The sequence below is a fragment of the Aequorivita flava genome (assembly GCF_038742595.1).
In the GTDB taxonomy this organism is placed as follows: Bacteria; Bacteroidota; Bacteroidia; order Flavobacteriales; family Flavobacteriaceae; genus Aequorivita; species Aequorivita marisscotiae.
The window spans coordinates 55,536-73,818 of the sequence record NZ_JBANCF010000009.1; the positions used below are offsets into that span (position 1 = coordinate 55,536).

Below are 18,283 nucleotides of genomic sequence, written 5' to 3' on the forward strand. Positions count from 1 at the left end.
TTATTGAGGGAGGATTTACAGCTGGTGTTACAATTTTAAAATATTGCATAGGAGAATACTACTATTTACTTCAATATTCTTCTATAATAAGTCCGATAATTTCCGTTGAAAAGGGTTAAACTTACATTATGGGAGGTGTTTTATTTTATTTATGTTAAATTTTCTTTAACTTGTACCTTTGGTATTGTTTTGGTAAATGGATATTAAACAGTATCAAGGTATTACCTTTTGTTATTAAAAAACAATGTAGCAGAATTTATTTGAGCAACAAATCTACTTTAGCATGATAAATCTTTACAAGGCAATAGATAGGAAACTATTATCTAAAAAATGTGAGTTTGCAAATTCATTTTCAGGTGCCACAACAATTGGTTGGCATCCATTTCTCTTCTTCGAAAATGTAATTATTAACCATTTCGGCAAACATCGATTTCAATTCAATTTGTTTTATAGGTATTTTACCGGTATAGCTTTTTCGCTTAAAACAACCATTTTTATCTATGAGCAGTTCTATTGAGAAATACAATTTCCCAGATCAGGAAATATTTGATCTATACCCTTTCCCTATGTGGATTTACGACGTTGAAACACTTCGGTTTTTGGCGGTAAATCAAGAGGCAATAAAGCATTATGGCTATTCGGAAGCGGAATTTATGTCGATGACCATAAAAGACATTAGGCCTGAAGAGGAAATTCCGAGATTATTAAAGGCGGTAAAGGAAACGCGGGCTAGAACAAAACAATACAAAGACTATCTGTATGTTCACCAAAAAAAAGATGGAAGTCTTATTCGGGTTCAAATAAAAAGCAATCTACTTCATTTTAAAGGCAGGCAGGCAGATATAGTTACTGCCATAGATTTAACGGAGCACTATTTACAGGAAAAGCGAATTAGTGAGCAAAAGCAATATTTGGCAATAATTGGAGAGCTGAATCAGCTATTGTTACGGTCGGAAAATTGGGTAGTGGCTTTAAACCGTTGTTTTCAAATTGTGGGCGATACGCTTGAAATAGATAGGGTTTATTTTTTTCAGAATAATTTAGAGAAGAATACCACCTCCCAGCGTCTTGAATGGGTTCGGGATAGCAGCGATATGCAAATAGACAATCCGGAGCTGCAGCAAATACCCTACTCCCAGTTTCCACTATTTATAAACCAGTTACAGGAAGGTAAATTTTTTGAGGCCATTGTATCAGAACTGCCCAACACCCCTATAAAGCACATATTACAAGAACAGAACATACGGTCTATTTTAGTACTTCCCGTGATGATTAACAGGGTGTTTAGCGGGTTTATTGGAATAGACGACTGCGTACATGAACGAAGGTATAAGGAACATGAATTAGCGCTTTTAAAAAACCTCGCATCCAATTTGGGACATGTTATTAAAGCGAAGCAGGCACAGCAAAAGTTAATAGATAGTGAGGCACGGTTTAGGTCGCTCGTTCAAAATGGAACCGATTTAATTGCCATTATTAACAAGGAAGGATTTTATACCTATGTAGCCCCGAATTCGACTAAAGTACTGGGTATTCCGCCAAAAGATTTTATAGGTAAAAACGCATTCGATTTTATATATGAAGAAGATGCGCCCCGCTTATTAAAACATCTGGAGGAAATTTTAACAACGGAAAGAGTATCTATTGCCCCTTTTAGGTTTCCGGATGCCCATGGAAATTGGCGGTGGATACAAACTGAATTAACGAACCATCTTCAAGACCCTGCCATAAACGGCATTGTGGCAAATACGAAGGATGTAACCCCAGAGGTTGAAAAAAACCTAGGAAAGGAGCTCGTGGCCTCCCTTACCAAACAAATTAATGGTCCTGGCTCATTATCTATTTGTTTGACAGAGGCTTTAAAGGAATTGATTAAGTTATCGGGAATTCACATTAGCGAAGCTTGGCTAATTTCAGAAGACAGTACGAAGTTGAATTTAATCTCAAAATGGCAACAGGATATTGCGCTTAACGAGTTTTACGACAGCTCGAAAGAGGTTCACAGTTTTAAGATAGGCAGTGGATATCCGGGGCATATATGGCAATCTAAAGAATCGTTTATATGGCAGGATATTCAAAATTGCAACACTTTTGTTCGGACTGATGCTGCAGATATCACCAATTTAAATTCGGCTATAGGCATACCCATTATTTTTAACGAAGAATTTTTGGGATGTATTATCTGTTTTTCACAATTTGAAGATCAGTATCTGTCAGAATATCTTAAAATTTTGGTGGACGTAGGGCAACAGATAGGCGCCGTGGTAAAGCAGAAAATGATAGCGGAGGAATATCATAACTTCTTCGATATTTCGCCAGATCCACATTGTTTGGTTGGTTTGGATGGCACCCTAATAAAATACAACAAGGCATTTAAGAATTTATTGGGCTATACCAATGCGGAGATAAAGAACAGTCCGATTTTAAAATATGTAATTTTCAAGGAAGACAGGGCTGCGTTTATAGAGATATTAAAGACCAATCCCGATAGTATAAGTTCATTTGAATCTAAGTTAAGAACAAAAAGTGGAGCAATAAAATGGTTGCGATGGAGTGCTACAATCAATAAGGAAGCTAAGGTTATTGTGGCGGTTGCCAAGGATATTACGGAACAAAAAATTGCAGAACAAAGTTTAGAAGCCGCGTATTTGCGATTACGGAATGCACAAAAAATTGCGAAGTTAGGGTATTGGAGTAGAAATTTAGATACCGATTTATCAGATTGGAGTGAAGAAATGTACGCTATATTTGGGTACACAGTTTCAAACTTCACCCCTACTTTAGAGAATATTGCGCGTACTTTTCATCCTTCTGACCGGCATTTATTTCTAGATAATATTATTGTTGATTCACTTAAACCCGGGCAGGTTAAAAGTTTTGAACACCGCATTATAACTGCGACAAACGAAGTTAGATGGGTACGTCAGGAAGCTCGCTTAATACTAGACGACGCAGGAAAACCAGCCCGGCTGGAAGGTACCATACAGGATATAAACGAGAGCAAGGAAATCCAACAACAGTTAGCCTATAGCAATGAACGGTTTAGGTTAGCAATGCAAGCCAGCAACGAAATGATCTGGGAAATAGACCATCAAAAACAAACTGTTTCGCGGGGTAAGGGGTATGAAGGCACTTTGCATTACGACACCAGCGAACCTTTTGTAATAGACAATTCGTGGTTTGGAAATGTACATCCGGAAGATCTACCCGATTTATGGGAGTCGTTGCAAACCGCTTTCCGCAATAAAGAAAAAAAATCGTGGGAAAGGGAATACAGACTGCTTAAAGAGGATGGGAGTATTGCATATTTTGTAGATAGGTGCTATATTATACGAGACGAAGAGGGCAATCCGATTAGATCTATTGGTTCGGCCTTAAATGTTACCATATCGCGGCAGCAACTGGAGCAAATAAAAAGACAGAACACGAATTTACGTGAAATTGCTTGGATGCAGTCGCACGTAATTAGGGCCCCACTTTCCAAAATCATGGGATTGATCTATCTTTCGGAGCTTGAGGATAAGGACCAGGCGACCAATGAAATTTTTAAAATGATTTCTGATGCCGCCCATGAGCTCGATGAGGTTATTCATGAGATAACGCATAAAATAAATACCATTGAAAACGAAGATGCGTGAAATATTATTAATTGACGACGACCCTATCATTAACTTGATTAATACAAGGGTAATTAAGTCGCAATTTCCAGATTTGCCCATTACGGCTCTAAAAAGCGGTGTTGAGGCGCTGGAATATATTCGTGAGCATCAAACTGATTCGTATCTTGTTTTTTTAGATATTCATATGCCAGAGATGAATGGGTGGGAATTTATAGCAAACATCAGAAAGGAAAAAATTGAGCGCAACTTACAGATACATATACTCACCTCTTCCGTAGATAATACCGATATTATAAAAGCAAAAGAAAACGCGGAGGTACTTTCGTACTTATTAAAACCTTTAAAAATAGAAGTCCTTTCCTCTTTAGTTGGCTAATCACAAAGCATAAACCGCAATTATTTTTTATAATAACGCAGCGGAAACCGATACGTTAATTTTTCCTTAATCTGTTATATTTAGGCATTATTCTGTGGAATTGGCAACTCAAACCCATAGTTTTGCCAACTTATTGATTAAATAATCGAAAAAAACAAATATTATGAGTCAAGTACAAGGAAATGAAACCGTAAAACTTCACTACACGGGAAAATTAAATGACGGGCAGGTGTTCGACAGTTCTGTGCAGCGCGAGCCATTGGAAGTAAAATTGGGTGAAGGCCGACTTATTCCTGGTTTTGAAAAAGGATTGGTAGCAATGAAGGTTAATGAAAAGAAGACCATTACCATTCCAAAAGAAGAGGCATACGGGGAAGTTCAAAAAGAGCTATTCCAAAAGATACCCAATGAAAACTTACCACAGGAAATAAAGCCTGAGGTTGGGATGGGGTTAGTATCTAAAAATCCTGATGGAACTGAGCGTCAGCTGCGTGTTGCAGATGTAAAGGACGATTTTATTATCGTAGATGCCAACCATCCTTTGGCTGGACAAGACTTGACCTTTGAACTGGAATTACTTGAAATAAAGTAGATTACTAGCACTAATACTGAATAATTAAGAAAAGCTTCTCTGTAATGGAGGGGCTTTTTTTTGTCGGGTGTCTGTTGTCGGTTGTCGGTTGTGGGTTGGCGGTTGTCGGTTGTCTGTTGTCGGTGGGCGGTTGTCTGTTGTCGGTTGTCGGTTGGCGGTTGTCGGTTGTCGGTTGGCGGTTGGCGGTTGTCGGTTGGCGGTTGTCGGGTGTCTGTTGTCGGTTGGCGGTTGTCTGTTGTCGGTTGTCTGTTGTCGGTTGTCGGTTGGCGGTTGGCGGTTGTCGGTTGTCTGTTGGCGGTTGGCGGTTGTGTGTTGTTGGGACTGTGTAATTGGTTAATTGGTTAAATCGGGGAGGATTAAAGCGGAGATGGGTTATTTCCCCCTTAGAAAGAGGGTTGGGGGGATGTTTTTAGGGGGTGATTGTGGGTTTTTTTGTGTTTTTAGTGGTAGGTGCTAGCATGTAGAGGTTGCCGCGGTCGTGCCTCCCTCGCAATGACCCGTCTACTTCGTGTTGGGCAGGCGAGTTAGGTTTTATTGAAATTTGGATGGATTGCTTTGCTTCGTTGGCAATATTTTAGAGCGATTGTATTACTTCGTTATAGTTTTGATAGATTGAAATTAATTGCCTGTGCCGTAGGCACAACATATGGGTAGAAAAATTAGTGTGAGTAAGCTATTGTCCTGTAGGGACAACATATGAAAAGCCGGGTTTTTTGGAAATGATTGGTTTTTTTAGTTTAGAGTTGAGGGGTGTCGGGTGTCTGTTATCGGTTGTCGGTTGATTGTTGATTGTTGATTGTGTAATTGTTTAACTGTGTAATTGGGAAGGATTAAAGCCGAGGTGGCTTATTCCCCCCTTAGAAGGGGGGTTGGGGGGATGTTTTTGGGGGGTTGATCGTGAGGTGGTTTTGTGTTTTCTTTGGTAGGTGCTGTCATGTAGAGGTTGCCGCGCTGCGCTCGCAATGACCCGTCTACTTCGTGTTGGGCAGGCGAGTTAGGTTTTATTGAAATTTGGATGTATCGCTTTGCTTCGCTGGCAATATTTTTGAGCAATTGTATTACTTCGTTTCAATTTTGATAGATTGAAACTAGTTGCCTGTGCCGTAGGCACAAAATATGGGTAGAAAAATTAGTAATGACTAAGCCATTGTCCTGTAGGGACAACATATGAAAAGCCGGGTTTTTTTGAAATGCTTGAGGTTTTGGTTGAGGGGTTGATTGTGGGGTGGTTTTGTGTTTTGTGTTTGGTGTGGTAGGTGTAATCATGTAGAGGTTGCCGCGCTGCGCTCGCAATGACCCGTCTACTTTGTGCCGGGCAGGCGAGTTAGTTTTAATTAAATTTAGGAGGGGTGGTTTAAGGTTGACGGTGTTTTGTGTTTTTAGTGGTAGGTGTAATCATGAAGAGGTTGCCACGGCCTACGGCCTCGCAATGACCCGTCTACTTCGTGTTGGGCAGGCGAGTTAGTATAAATAAAAATTCGAAATGGTTGTTGCGCTGCGCTCGCAATGATCCGTCTACTTCGTGCCGGGCAGGCGAGTTAGGTTTAATGAAAATTTGGAGGTATCGCTTTGCTTCGCTCGCAATATTTTAGAGCGATTGTATTACTTCGTTTCAGTTTTGATAGATTGAAATTAATTGCCTGTGCCGTAGGCACAAAATATGGGTAGAAAAATTAGTAATGACTAAGCCATTGTCCTGTAGGGACAACATATGAAAAGCCGGGTTTTTTTGAAATGCTTGAGGTTTTGGTTGAGGGGTTGATTGTGGGGTGGTTTTGTGTTTTGTGTTTGGTGTGGTAGGTGTAATCATGTAGAGGTTGCCGCGCTGCGCTCGCAATGACCCGTCTACTTTGTGCCGGGCAGGCGAGTTAGTTTTAATTAAATTTAGGAGGGGTGGTTTAAGGTTGACGGTGTTTTGTGTTTTCTATGGTAGATGCAATCATGTAGAGGTTGCCACGGCCTACGGCCTCGCAATGACCCGTCTACTTCGTGCCGGGCAGGCGAGTTAGTATAAATAAAAATTCGAAATGGTTGTTGCGCTGCGCTCGCAATGATCCGTCTACTTCGTGCCGGGCAGGCGAGTTAGGTTTAATGAAAATTTGGATGTATTGCTTTACTGCGATTGCAATATTTTAGAGCAATTGTATTACTTCGTTTCAGTTTTGATAGATTGAAATTAATTGCCTGTGCCGTAGGCACAAAATATGGGTAGAAAAATTAGTGATGAGTAAGCCATTGTCCTGTAGGGACAACATATGTAATGCCGGGTTTTTTGGAAATGATTGGTTTTTTTAGTTTAGAGTTGAGGGGTGTCGGGTGTCTAATGTCGGTTGTGATTTGTCGGTTGTGGGTTGTCTGTTGGCGGTTGTCTGTTGTCTGAGGTGGAATGTTTAACCACAAAGGACACAAAGGGGGCGCAGAGGGCGCAAAGGATGGAAAAGACGGAAAGGATGAAAGGACAAAAGGACGAAAGGACGGAATGGAGTTGAAAAGGGTTTTGCTCCACTTTGGGGTTGGGGGACTTTGAGACGGGGGTCTGTTGTCGGTTGTCGGTTGTGGGTTGTGGGTTGTCTGTTGTCGGTTGTGGGTTGTCTGTTGTCTGTTGTCTGTTGGCGGTTGGCGGTTGGTTATTGTTTTTTGGCGATGGCGTCTATGCAGTTAATGCCGTCTATGGCGGCGGAGATGATGCCACCGGCGTAGCCAGCGCCTTCGCCGCAGGGATATAGGCCTTTTATTTCGCGGTGTTCTAAGGTATCGGGGTTTCGGGGGATATTTATTGGGGAAGAGGTTCTACTTTCAGGGGCGTGTAGTACGGCTTGGTTGGTATAATAGCCGTTAATTTTATTGCCGAAATCTACGAATGCCTTTTTGAGACGTTTTGAGAGTAATGGGGGAAGTACTTTGTTTAAGTCGGCAGAAACAATTCCGGGTTGATAGGATGTTTTTGGGAAGTCTTCGGATTAGTATTAATAAAAATTCGAAATGGTTGTTGCGCTGCGCTCGCAATGATCCGTCTACTTCGTGCCGGGCAGGCGAGTTAGGTTTAATGAAGATTTGGAGGTATTGCTTTGCTTCGCTCGCAATATTTTAGAGCGATTGTATTACTTCGTTTCAGTTTTGATAGGTTAAAATTAATTGCCTGTGCCGTAGGCACAACATATGGGTAGAAAAAATAGTGATGAGTAAGCCATTGTCCTGTAGGGACAACATATGTAATGCCGGGTTTTTTGGAAATGTTTGGTTTTTTTAGTTTAGAGTTGAGGGGTGTCGGGTGTCTAATGTCGGTTGTGAGTTGTCGGTTGTGGGTTGTCTGTTGGCGGTTGTCTGTTGTCTGAGGTGGAATGTTTAACCACAAAGGACACAAAGGGGGCGCAGAGGGCGCAAAGGATGGAAAAGACGGAAAGGATGAAAGGACAAAAGGACGAAAGGACGGAATGGAGTTGAAAAGGGTTTTGCTCCACTTTGGGGTTGGGGGACTTTGAGACGGGGGTCTGTTGTCGGTTGTCGGTTGTGGGTTGTCTGTTGTCGGTTGTGGGTTGTCTGTTGGCGGTTGGTTATTGTTTTTTGGCGATGGCGTCTATGCAGTTAATGCCGTCTATGGCGGCGGAGATGATGCCACCGGCGTAGCCAGCGCCTTCACCGCAGGGATATAGGCCTTTTATTTCGCGGTGTTCTAAGGTATCGGGGTTTCGGGGGATATTTATTGGGGAAGAGGTTCTACTTTCAGGGGCGTGTAGTACGGCTTGGTTGGTATAATAGCCGTTAATTTTATTGCCGAAATCTACGAATGCCTTTTTGAGACGTTTTGAGAGTAATGGGGGAAGTACTTTGTTTAAGTCGGCAGAAACAATTCCGGGTTGATAGGATGTTTTTGGGAAGTCTTCGGATATTCTACCTTCCACAAAATCTATCATCCGTTGGGCGGGGACTTTTTGGGTCTTCCCTCCTGCTTCCCAACAGCGCTGCTCTACTTCTTTTTGAAAGTTTAAGCAAACAAATGGATCGCCTGGTGTATAATTTGGCAGATCTTTGGGCGAAACACTTACCACTATACCTGAGTTGGCGTATGGATTGTTGCGTTTGCTCGGGCTCCAACCGTTGGTTACCACTTCGTCCTGGGCAGTGGCACAGGGAGCAATAATTCCGCCGGGGCACATACAAAAGGAATACACCCCAAGACCATCTACCTGGGTGACCAAGGAATAGCTGGCAGGCGGTAGATACGGGTTATCGTCATTGCCGTGATATTGAATACAATCTATTAACGCCTGCTGATGCTCTACCCGTACGCCAATAGCAAAGGGTTGCGCTTCAATTGCGATGCTTTTTGCGTGTAGTAGATAAAAGATATCGCGTGCGGAATGGCCCGTGGCAAGGATTACGTTTTTAAAGGGAAACCAAGTTTCATTATTAATTTGAATAGCGCTAATAGCCTCCGCCTCCACTTTTAAATCGGTTAATTTTGAATTAAAGTGTACTTCTCCCCCATTTTCTATAATGGCCTCCCGCATGCTGCTTATAATTTTTGGCAACTTATTGGTGCCAATATGTGGATGGGCATCAACGAGAATTGATGGATCGGCTCCAAAGTGAACAAACCACTCCAAGGCCTTGAGAACATTGCCGCGCTTTTTGGATCGGGTATAAAGCTTACCGTCGGAATAAGTGCCGGCCCCTCCTTCGCCAAAGCAGTAATTGCTTTCTGGGTTTACACGGTGGTCTTTATTTATTGCCGCTAAATCTCTTCGGCGTTCGCGGACGTCTTTTCCACGTTCAAATACTATAGGTTTTAATCCCGCCTCCAGCGCCCGAAGCGCCGCGTAAAGTCCGGCGGGACCAGCGCCAATGATAGCAACCGGTTTAGCTTCCTTTACATTTTGAGGAATAAAGGGCGGAATGGTTTCGCGCGTTTCGCCCTGTAACCACAACTCAATCTGTAGGTTTATTTTTATAGGCTTACGACGCGCATCGATGGAGCGTTTGCGAATTCGCCAATCGCTTATAGCGCCCTTTCGGAGTTTTGCCTTTTCCAGCGCAAGGTCTAGAATAAAGGCATTATCCTCTTGTTGATGCGGTAAAACGGAAATAGCAACCAATCTGCTCATGAGGAGCAAAGGTAAATGTTAATTCGTTACTTTGTATAATGGAAGGTGGATTATTGAATACGTGTTGCGTGTTTTAATTTGTTAGAAGAAATCCACTGAAATTGTAAAACTGTATGAAGACTTCACCTTATAAAATTTTTATATTTCTATTAATAGCCACAATTAGCTATGGCGCAGTGGCACAAGACGACAGAAAGAATGACAAAGCAAAGGATAGTACCGATTTAAAATTTCAATATTTAGAAGAAGTGCAAGTGGCAGGTTTTGGAAGAAAGGATTCGCTAAGCAGGTCCAATGCCAATATAATTATCCCTACAGCGATTCTTTCCACCGAAAAAATAGAAGCCTATAGTCCCGTTGAGCTAGTTTCGGCAATAAACGAAATCCCGGGAGTGTATATTCAGCGTGGGGCCATTAACACCAATAGAATTACGATTAGAGGGGTGGGATCGCGAACGCTTTATGGCACCAATAAAATTCGCGCATATTTTAACGGCATCCCCATTACAAATGGCGGTGGGGAAACGGCGATTGATAGTTACGATCCCGAATATTTGGAGGCAGTAGAAATTGTAAAAGGTCCGAAAGCCACTGCATACGGCACTAATTTAGGGGGTACCATTTTGCTCACTTCAAAAGAGGTAGCAGCGGGGAAAACTGAATTTAATAGTAGCTTAACCCTTGGCTCATTTGAGCTTTTTAAAAATACGATTGCCGTGGCAACTGCTACGGAAAAGTGGGCCGTAAACCTAAAGTACGATCATCTGCAGACGCAGGGATTTAGGGAAAACAATTATTACAATAGAAAGGCGCTGCTACTAAATTCGAGTTATAAATTTAACCGACATAGCACCGTATCGCTATTGGCAAAATACACAGATTATTACGCGCAGATACCCAGCTCCATCGGGAAGACCGCCTTTGAGGAAGACCCTACGCAGGCCGCTTTTAGCTGGAAGGCCGCACAGGGCTTTGAAGACAATCGGCAAACCTTAATTGGTATCGGTTTCACACATCAGTTTTCTGAAAACCTCAGCAATAGCAGTAGTGTTTTTTATAGTTATTTAGACCATTACGAGCCCCGGCCATTTAATATTTTGGATGAATACACCCATGGCTACGGTGCCCGAACAGTATTTACCGGCGATTTTAAGCTGTTGAAGAAAGTCGTTACCTTTAGTTTGGGGAGCGAATATTACAAAGATGAATACAATTGGAAAACCATAGAAAATCTATATGAAGAAAACAATGGCAACGGCAGTTTGGAAGGTTCGGTAGCTAGTGAAAATTTGGAACTTAGAAGTAATTTTAATGCTTTTGCCACAATTACCACAGTGTTTTTAAAAAAGCTTAAAACCCAAGTGGGGCTTAACTTTAACGCAACGGAATACACCTATAGAGATCATTTTAATACTGGAGCGGCCAATAAAAGTGCAGACAGAAACTTTAAGCCTATTTTGGCCCCCAGCGTAAATTTACATTATACGTTTAGTGAAAACCTGCTTGGATATTTTAGTTTTAGTCTCGGGTTTAACTATCCTTCCCTAGAAGAAACCCTTACCCCAGATGGAATTATCAATCCGACCCTCGGCCCTGAAAAAGGGTATAATTATGAAGTGGGAAGCAATGTATTTCTCTTTAACCGAAAGCTTTCCCTAGAAGTTGCAGCCTATTTTTTGAGTATAACCGATCTGTTGGTTGCAGACCGAATTGGAGAGGACCAGTATATTGGCAGAAATGCCGGAAAGACCCATCATAAGGGTATTGAAATTGGAGTGCGTTATTTTCAGAAAATGGGTAGGGAGTTTACTATTTCACCGTATATAAATTCGGAATTTACGCGGCATAGATTTATTGATTTTACAGACGGGGAAAGTGATTATTCGCAGAAGAAGCTCACGGGGGTACCGGCATTAAAAGTAAGTGGAGGCTTAAACTCAAACTTTAATCAATTTACATTAAACGCTAATTTTCTGCACGTTGGAGAAATGCCGATGACCGATAGTAATTCGTTGTATTCTGATGCCTACACGGTTTTTAATTTAAAGACTACCTATACCCAGAAATTAGGCAAGCGGTTACAATTGCAATTGCATTTGGGCGTAAATAATATAGGCAATAAAAAATACGCTTCTTCCATTTTAATAAACGCCACTAGTTTCGGTACTTCTGAACCACGGTATTATTATCCCGGGTTGCCTCGAAATTGGTATGGAGTGGTGAGTTTGTGGTTGTGAGGTTGGCGGTTGTCGGTTGTCTGTTGTCTGTTGTCTGTTGTCTGTTGGCGGTTGTCGGTTGTCTGTTGTCTGTTGGCGGTTGTGGGTTGTGGGTTGTCTGTTGTCGGTTGTCGGTTGTCTGTTGTCTGTTGGCGGTTGTCTGTTGGCGGTTGGCGGTTGTCGGTTGGCGGTTGTGGGTTGGCGGTTGGCGGTTGTGGGTTGGCGGTTGGCGGTTGACTGTTGTCGGTTGACGGTTGGCGGTTGTGGGTTGGCGGTTGTGGGTTGTTTTTTGGGATTGGGAATTGGGTTGTGCTTATCACAATTAATTATCTTTGTATAAAACTACATTACAATGATTTTTATAGAGAACGAGAACAATACTAATCCGCGTTTAAACTTGGCATTGGAGGAATACGCATTGCGAAATTTTAGCGCCGAACACGATTATTTACTGTTTTATATCAACGAACCTTCCATTATTATCGGTAGAAACCAAAACACCCTAGAGGAGATAAATCACGAGTATGTGGATAAGAATAAAATCCATGTAGTCCGCAGAATATCGGGTGGCGGTGCAGTGTATCACGATTATGGGAATCTCAATTTTAGTTTTATCACCAATCACGATATAAAGAGCTTAAACAATTTTAAAAAGTTTACTGCGCCCGTTATAAAAGTGTTGAAGAGCTTAGGGCTTGATGCCGAATTAAAAGGGAGAAACGACATACAGGTAGAAGAGAAAAAGATTTCCGGAACCGCGCAGTTTTCTACCGGGAAGCGAATGGTAAGTCACGGGACGCTCCTACTGGACACCAACTTGGGAGAGGTAGTAAATGCGCTTAATGTAAAGATGAGCAAAATAGAATCGAAAGGTCATAAGTCTGTGCGTAGCCGTGTGGCCAATATTTCGGAATACTTAAAAACGCCCTTAAAAATTGAAGCCTTTAGGCAGCTTTTATTAGAAGGCTTATACGAAGAGAGCGAACCGTTTGAGAGCTATCGTTTAAGTGCGGAGGAATGGCAGGCAGTACACAAATTAAAGGAAGAGAAGTACGATACTTGGGATTGGAACTACGGGCGTTCGCCAAAGTTTAATATTCAGCGGAGCAAGCGTTTTCCCATAGGGGAAATTGATTTACGCATTTTTGTGGAGAAGGGATATATAAAAGACTTTAAGATTTTCGGGGATTTCTTCGGAAAGGAGCCCACGGAAAACCTTGAAAATTTATTGATAGGAAACCGTTATGAAAAGGAGGATATTTTGGAAGTGCTGAAAGATGTTGATGTGAAGGAATATTTTGGGGATATCGGGAAGGCGGAGTTTATTGAGTTGGTTTATGGGGGGGGGTAGGTTGACGGGTGTCTGTTGTCTGTTGTCGGTTGTCTGTTGTCGGTTGTCTGTTGTCGGGTGGCGGTTGTCTGTTGTCTGTTGTCTGTTGTCTGTTGTCTGTTGTGGGTTGTGGGTTGTTGGTTGATTGAGTAATTGTTTAACTGTTTAATTGGTTAATTGGTCAAATTGGGAAGGATTAAAGCCGAGGTGGCTTATTCCCCCCTTAGAAGGGGGGTTGGGGGGATGTTTTTGGGGGGTTGATCGTGAGGTGGTTTTGTGTTTTCTTTGGTAGGTGCTGTCATGTAGAGGTTGTTGCGCTGCGCTCGCAATGATCCGTTTACTTCGTGCTGGGCAGGCGAGATAGGTTTAATTAAATTTAGGAGGGGTGGTTTAAGGTTGAGGGTGTTTTTGTGTTTGGTGTGGTAGGTGTAATCATGTAGAGGTTGCCGCGGTCGTTCCTCCCTCGCAATGACCCGTCGACTTCGTGCCGGGCAGGCGAGTTATGTTTAATGAAGATTTGAAATGGTTGCCGCGGTCGTTCCTCTCTCGAAATGACCCGACTACTTCGTGCCGGGCAGGCGAGATATGTTTAATTGAAATTTGGATGTATTGCTTTGCTTCGCTCGCAATATTTTAGAGCGATTGTATTACTTCGTTTCAGTTTTGATAGATTGAAAATAATTGCCTGTGCCGTAGGTACGGCATATGGGTAGAAAAATTAGTGATGAGTAAGCCATTGTCCTGTAGGGACAACATATGAAAAGATGGGTTTTTTTGAAATGCGTGAGGGTTTGGTTGAGGGGTGTCTGTTTTCGGTTGTCGGTTGTCGGTTGTCGGTTGTCTGTTGTCGGTTGTCTGTTGTCTGTTGTCTGTTGTCTGTTGTCTGTTGTCGGTTGTCGGTTGTCGGTTGTGGGTTGTCGGTTGTGGGTTGTCGGTTGTGGGTTGTCGGTTGTGGGTTGGCGGTTGTCTGTTGTGGGTTGTCGGTTGGCGGTTGTGGGTAGATGCATTTATGATTTGGGAATGATAGTTTGATATTTGTTGTAATGAAATTGATATTTTATATACTAGCAGCGATAATTACGATTATTGGAGTGGTGACGGGGAAGTTTTTGTTTCTTTTAATTTGGTTGCCACTTGGATTATTTAGTGGGAAGAAGGAATAAAAAAAGCCGCAATTGAATTGCAGCTTTTTTAAGTAAAGTATTAGACTGTGTTTGGTCTATTTTATTTTACATTGCTGTTTCTAGCGTATTGTTGGACGCTAGGAAAGGATTATCGCTTTTATTACTCTACGATAAATTTACCTTGCATTAAGGCGTAGTGGCCTGGGAAGGTACACATAAATGTATAGGTCCCCGGGGCAGGAGCGTCGAACTCTATAGTGTCGGTTTCGCCGCCACCAAGCATTTTGGTATGAGCGATAATTTTATCGGTCATATCGGTTGGGATATAGTCTGAGTCTTTTGCTGAAGCAGCAGCTTGACCTACAGCAGCCATATCGGCATCTTGTGTAAGCAGTGCCCAGTTGTGGCCCATTACGTTAATATCCATTGTACCCACGTGTTTTAGGGTAAGTACTACTTTTTGACCTGCCTTTACGCGAATTTCAGATTTGTTGAATTTCATTTGGTCGTTCCCTTCAATGGTAATATTGGCTACTGTATCGTCAGTAGTTTCGGCTGGGGCAGCCTTTTCTTCCACTTGGGTACCAATTTGAATTCCAGGTTTTTCTTCTTTTTTGTTGTCGCCGCAACTAATTGCAACTGCGGCCATAAATACTAAGATTAACTTTTTCATTATATAGAATTTAGATTAATTATAAATTAGAGACAAAATTAGCTTCTATTTTTAGGATTGCAAAATATACGGGGGATGATTTGTGAAAATTTAGGAATGTTGTAACATTTTTTTTGGGGGGGGTGGGGATTTGAGATTTTGGTGGTTTTGTGTTTGGTGTGGTAGGTGTAATCATGTAGAGGTTGTCGGTTGGCGGTTGTCTGTTGGCGGTTGTCTGTTGGCGGTTGTCGGTTGTGGGTTGGCTGTTGTGGGTTGGCTGTTGTGGGTTGGCGGTTGGCGGTTGTCTGTTGTCTGTTGTCTGTTGTCGGTTGTGGGTTGTTGGTTGATTGAGTAATTGTTTAACTGTTTAATTGGTTAATTGGTCAAATTGGGGAGGATTATAGGCGAGGTAGGTTATTCCCCCCTTAGAAGGGGGATTGGGGGATGTTTTTGGGGGGTTGACTGTGGGGTGGTTTTGTGTTTGGTGTGGTGGGGGTTTTGTGTTTGGTGTAGTAGGTGCTGTCATGTAGAGGTTGCCGCGGTCGTGCCTCCCTCGCAATGACCCGTCTACTTCGTGCCCCGGGCAGGCGAGTTAGTTTTAATATAAATTCGAAATGGTTGTTGCGCTGCGCTCGCAATGACCCGTCTACTTTGTGCGGGGCAGGCGAGTTAGGTTTAATGAAAAATTGGTAGATGCTATATGTTAGATGTTTGCTTGCGATTTAATTAGCGTTTACCGAAGGCTTTTTGCCAGAAGGTCTGTTTCTTTTGGCCGTAGGTGTAGCCGTATTTGTTGCCGTAGCCGAAATTGGCCATGCTTACGTTGTTAAGAACAAATGCTACGTGTTTTAGCTTTTTAGTTTTTTCCTGTTCTATTGGGAAATCTAGGAGTTTCTTTTCGGTGTAGCCGGCTCTTAGGGTGTATAGGGTAATGTCTGCGTACTTGTTGATAAGAAGGGTGTCTGTTACCAACATAGATGGGGCGGTATCGACCACTACATAATCGAATTGGTTGGAGAGCTCGCTAAAAAGTTCGCCGGCTCTTTTTTGCATCCACAACTCTGCAGGGTTTGGGGGGATGGTACCACTCATCATTAGCCAAAGGTTGTCCTGGATTTTTGAAGGTTGTAAATACTCCTTAACAGTAGTATCTTTATATACTAAATACTCCACTACCCCACTGTTTATATATTCGTGATGAATATAGCGTTGTAATTGCGGATTACGAATGTCTGCACCCACCAGCGCTACTTTGGCGCCACTGTTTGCCAAAGTGATGGCGAGGTTGGAGGAAACGAAGGTTTTCCCCTCTCCCTTTACCGTAGAGGTGACAAAAATTACCTTGCCCCGCTCTGTTGCTTCTTGCTTGTCTAATACCAAATATTGGAGGTTAGTACGGAGAATTCTAAAGGACTCTGCAAGAATAGAGTAATCGTTTACCTTAATTAGCTCGTCATCTTTTTTACTGAGTTCAGGCACTTCCCCAACTATAGGGATGTCGCCGCCATGGCGCTCAATGTAGGCGCGGTTTCTAATTTTGTTATCCAACAATTGGCGGATATAAATTACGAGAAACGGAATTAACAGCCCTAAAATAAGTGCTGCTAAAAGAATTATCTGCGTTTTTGGCGATACTGGGCTTGAAGAACTATACGCATTATCAACAATTTTTGCCTTAGGGGTAGTAACGGCTAAAGAGATAGCGGTTTCCTCGCGTTTTTGTAATAAGTAAAGATATAAAGCTTCCTTAATTTCCTGTTGGCGGCTAATGCTTCTAAACTGTTTTTCCTTCTCTGGAATGGCCGAGATGGCCCCTCCTATTTTAGCACCCTGTTGATTTAATCTATTGCGTTGAATTTGTAAACCGTTTTTTACATTGGAAAGGCTTTGTTTAATGTTGGCGCGCAAGCCAGCGATTTGATCTTCAAGGCCAATTACCAAGGGGTTTTTCCTGGTGCTACTTTGTAAGAGCTTGTTGCGTTGAAGGATTAATTGGTTATACTGGCTTATTTCCTCGGCAAAACCTTCTTTTTCAACCCCTAGATTTGCTGGAAGAAGATTGTCTGGGCTACCGTTATTTATGTATTCCTGCATGGTATTTACCAAGGCGATCTGGGTTTCGACCTCCAATTGTTTTTTATTAAATTCACTGGCGTTTTGCAAGAACAATTGCCCTTCGGCAGCAATATCGGTTAACCTATTGCTTTCCTTAAACTCCACTTTGTTAGTTTCTACACTATCGAGCTCAGTGGTGATAATCTCCAAACGACTTTGGATAAAATCGGCCGTGTTGCGAGAGATCATGTTTTTATCCTGAATGGCATCTTCATTATACTGTTGAATTAATTCGTCTAGAATGGCTTTAGCCTTTTCAGGAACGGGAGAAACCAATTCAAGACCTATTACCGTACTGTTTTTACTTACCTGCGTAGCTTGAATGCTATTTCTAAGACCGCTTACAACCGCATCTTTGTTACTGATGTTTACTCGAAGTTCATTGCCCTCAACACCATTGTTTAAAACCGCGAGATTGGGAGTAACGATGATGCTACCCCAATCAAAGCTTATAGGCTCTCCGAAGTTGTGGGTTTCTTTATTTTGACCTTCTACTTTAAGGGAAAAGGTTGTGGTTGAAAGTGGATCTATATATAAATATCCTAATGGAGTACCACTCTTCTCCGACGTGGGAAGCAATTTTACATTAAAAGGGCGATCGCTAAACAATTCAGCATCGCGCACGTTCCCTTCTTTGTAATAGCGAATCTGTAAGTTTAGCTCCTCCACCACTTTTTCGGTAAGGGATTTGGATTTTAGGATTTCGAGTTCATTATCGAAATCGGAGGTAGAAAGCCCTGCCAAGCCCATGTCCTGAAAAGCAGAAAGTTCGGTAAGGGCATTACTTTTTTCATCTTTAATTAAGATGGTAGCCGTTACCTTATAAGAAGGAACGGTATAACGCAGGTATATATAAGCACCCGTTAAGGTCAATAAGACCGCAATAATAAACCAGGGCCAATAGCGCAAATATGTTTCCAGTTGCTCCCGGAGGGTTAGTTCCTGCTCTTCATTTGGGTTTTGGGGTAGGTCTTGCATGTTGTTGTCTGTTGTCTGTTGTCGGTTGTCTGTTGTCGGTTGGCGGTTGTCTGTTGTCTGTTGTCTGTTGTCGGTTGTCGGTTGTCGGTTGTCGGTTGTCTGTTGTCTGTTGTCTGTTGTCGGTTGTCGGTTGTCGGTTGTCGGTTGTCGGTTGTCTGTTGTCTGTTGGGTGTTG

At 42.3% G+C, this 18,283-nt stretch carries 12 protein-coding genes and 1 pseudogene; 7 read left to right on the plus strand and 6 right to left on the minus strand.

What is annotated here, in order from left to right; all coding sequences use genetic code 11:
- Positions 1-500 precede the first annotated feature (500 nt).
- The 4 genes from VZD24_RS11155 to VZD24_RS11170 all read left to right on the plus strand — a co-directional run bounded on the left by VZD24_RS11155 (position 501) and on the right by VZD24_RS11170 (position 7,115).
- Complete coding sequence (locus tag VZD24_RS11155; RefSeq protein WP_342687629.1) at positions 501-3,638, plus strand: PAS domain S-box protein; 3,138 nt, start codon at positions 501-503, stop codon at positions 3,636-3,638.
- Positions 3,631-3,996, plus strand: coding sequence for a response regulator (locus tag VZD24_RS11160; protein WP_279448117.1), 366 nt, complete (start codon positions 3,631-3,633; stop codon positions 3,994-3,996). Before VZD24_RS11155 ends, VZD24_RS11160 begins: the two co-directional genes overlap by 8 nt.
- A 163-nt stretch (positions 3,997-4,159) precedes the next feature.
- Positions 4,160-4,588, plus strand: coding sequence for an FKBP-type peptidyl-prolyl cis-trans isomerase (locus VZD24_RS11165; protein WP_279448118.1), 429 nt, complete (start codon positions 4,160-4,162; stop codon positions 4,586-4,588).
- A gap of 2,386 nt (positions 4,589-6,974) precedes the next feature.
- On the plus strand, positions 6,975-7,115 hold the full coding sequence (locus VZD24_RS11170) for a hypothetical protein (RefSeq protein WP_342687630.1): 141 nt from the start codon (positions 6,975-6,977) through the stop codon (positions 7,113-7,115).
- A 100-nt stretch (positions 7,116-7,215) separates the two neighbouring features.
- Here VZD24_RS11170 and VZD24_RS11175 read toward each other — a convergent pair.
- Positions 7,216-7,548 (minus strand): annotated as a pseudogene (locus tag VZD24_RS11175) (FAD-dependent protein); the annotation flags it as partial.
- Positions 7,549-7,929: 381 nt separating this feature from the next.
- Between VZD24_RS11175 and VZD24_RS11180 the strand changes: the two are divergent.
- Complete coding sequence (locus tag VZD24_RS11180; protein ID WP_342687630.1) at positions 7,930-8,070, plus strand: hypothetical protein; 141 nt, start codon at positions 7,930-7,932, stop codon at positions 8,068-8,070.
- A 72-nt stretch (positions 8,071-8,142) separates the two neighbouring features.
- Here the strand turns inward: VZD24_RS11180 and VZD24_RS11185 are convergent, their stop codons facing one another.
- Positions 8,143-9,693 (minus strand): NAD(P)/FAD-dependent oxidoreductase, encoded by a 1,551-nt coding sequence (locus VZD24_RS11185; RefSeq protein WP_342687631.1) that lies wholly within the window; start codon positions 9,691-9,693, stop codon positions 8,143-8,145.
- A gap of 113 nt (positions 9,694-9,806) precedes the next feature.
- Between VZD24_RS11185 and VZD24_RS11190 the strand changes: the two genes are divergently transcribed.
- A complete protein-coding gene (locus tag VZD24_RS11190) occupies positions 9,807-11,930 on the plus strand; it encodes a TonB-dependent receptor (RefSeq protein ID WP_342687632.1) in 2,124 nt (707 codons plus the stop codon).
- Here the strand turns inward: VZD24_RS11190 and VZD24_RS11195 are convergent.
- Positions 11,879-12,229 (minus strand): hypothetical protein, encoded by a 351-nt coding sequence (locus VZD24_RS11195; protein WP_342687633.1) that lies wholly within the window; start codon positions 12,227-12,229, stop codon positions 11,879-11,881. The two genes, VZD24_RS11190 and VZD24_RS11195, sit on opposite strands and share 52 nt — an antisense overlap.
- Positions 12,230-12,261: 32 nt before the next feature.
- Here VZD24_RS11195 and lplA point away from each other — a divergent pair, with 32 nt between their 5' ends.
- A complete protein-coding gene (gene lplA, locus VZD24_RS11200; RefSeq protein ID WP_342687634.1) occupies positions 12,262-13,260 on the plus strand; it encodes a lipoate--protein ligase in 999 nt (332 codons plus the stop codon).
- A 626-nt stretch (positions 13,261-13,886) separates the two neighbouring features.
- Here the strand turns inward: lplA and VZD24_RS11205 are convergent.
- The 3 genes from VZD24_RS11205 to VZD24_RS11215 all read right to left on the minus strand — a co-directional run bounded on the left by VZD24_RS11205 (position 13,887) and on the right by VZD24_RS11215 (position 18,108).
- Entirely contained in the window at positions 13,887-14,246 is a 360-nt protein-coding gene (locus VZD24_RS11205) for a hypothetical protein (protein WP_342687635.1), read from the minus strand.
- Between the two features lie 277 nt (positions 14,247-14,523).
- A complete protein-coding gene (gene azu, locus VZD24_RS11210; RefSeq protein WP_342687636.1) occupies positions 14,524-15,036 on the minus strand; it encodes an azurin in 513 nt (170 codons plus the stop codon).
- A 705-nt stretch (positions 15,037-15,741) separates the two neighbouring features.
- On the minus strand, positions 15,742-18,108 hold the full coding sequence (locus VZD24_RS11215; protein WP_342687637.1) for a GumC family protein: 2,367 nt from the start codon (positions 18,106-18,108) through the stop codon (positions 15,742-15,744).
- Between the last annotated feature and the right edge of the window lie 175 nt (positions 18,109-18,283).

Excerpts from the sequence above, each read along its gene's own strand:
- lplA (WP_342687634.1), top strand. The coding sequence starts at position 12,262 with ATGATTTTTATAGAGAACGAGAACAATACTAATCCGCGTTTAAACTTG.
- VZD24_RS11165 (WP_279448118.1), top strand. The coding sequence starts at position 4,160 with ATGAGTCAAGTACAAGGAAATGAAACCGTAAAACTTCACTACACGGGA.
- VZD24_RS11180 (WP_342687630.1), top strand. The coding sequence starts at position 7,930 with ATGTTTAACCACAAAGGACACAAAGGGGGCGCAGAGGGCGCAAAGGAT.
- VZD24_RS11160 (WP_279448117.1), top strand. The coding sequence starts at position 3,631 with ATGCGTGAAATATTATTAATTGACGACGACCCTATCATTAACTTGATT.
- VZD24_RS11155 (WP_342687629.1), top strand. The coding sequence starts at position 501 with ATGAGCAGTTCTATTGAGAAATACAATTTCCCAGATCAGGAAATATTT.
- VZD24_RS11170 (WP_342687630.1), top strand. The coding sequence starts at position 6,975 with ATGTTTAACCACAAAGGACACAAAGGGGGCGCAGAGGGCGCAAAGGAT.
- VZD24_RS11190 (WP_342687632.1), top strand. The coding sequence starts at position 9,807 with ATGAAGACTTCACCTTATAAAATTTTTATATTTCTATTAATAGCCACA.
- VZD24_RS11185 (WP_342687631.1), bottom strand. The coding sequence starts at position 9,693 with ATGAGCAGATTGGTTGCTATTTCCGTTTTACCGCATCAACAAGAGGAT.
- VZD24_RS11215 (WP_342687637.1), bottom strand. The coding sequence starts at position 18,108 with ATGCAAGACCTACCCCAAAACCCAAATGAAGAGCAGGAACTAACCCTC.
- VZD24_RS11205 (WP_342687635.1), bottom strand. The coding sequence starts at position 14,246 with ATGCATCTACCCACAACCGCCAACCGACAACCCACAACAGACAACCGC.
- azu (WP_342687636.1), bottom strand. The coding sequence starts at position 15,036 with ATGAAAAAGTTAATCTTAGTATTTATGGCCGCAGTTGCAATTAGTTGC.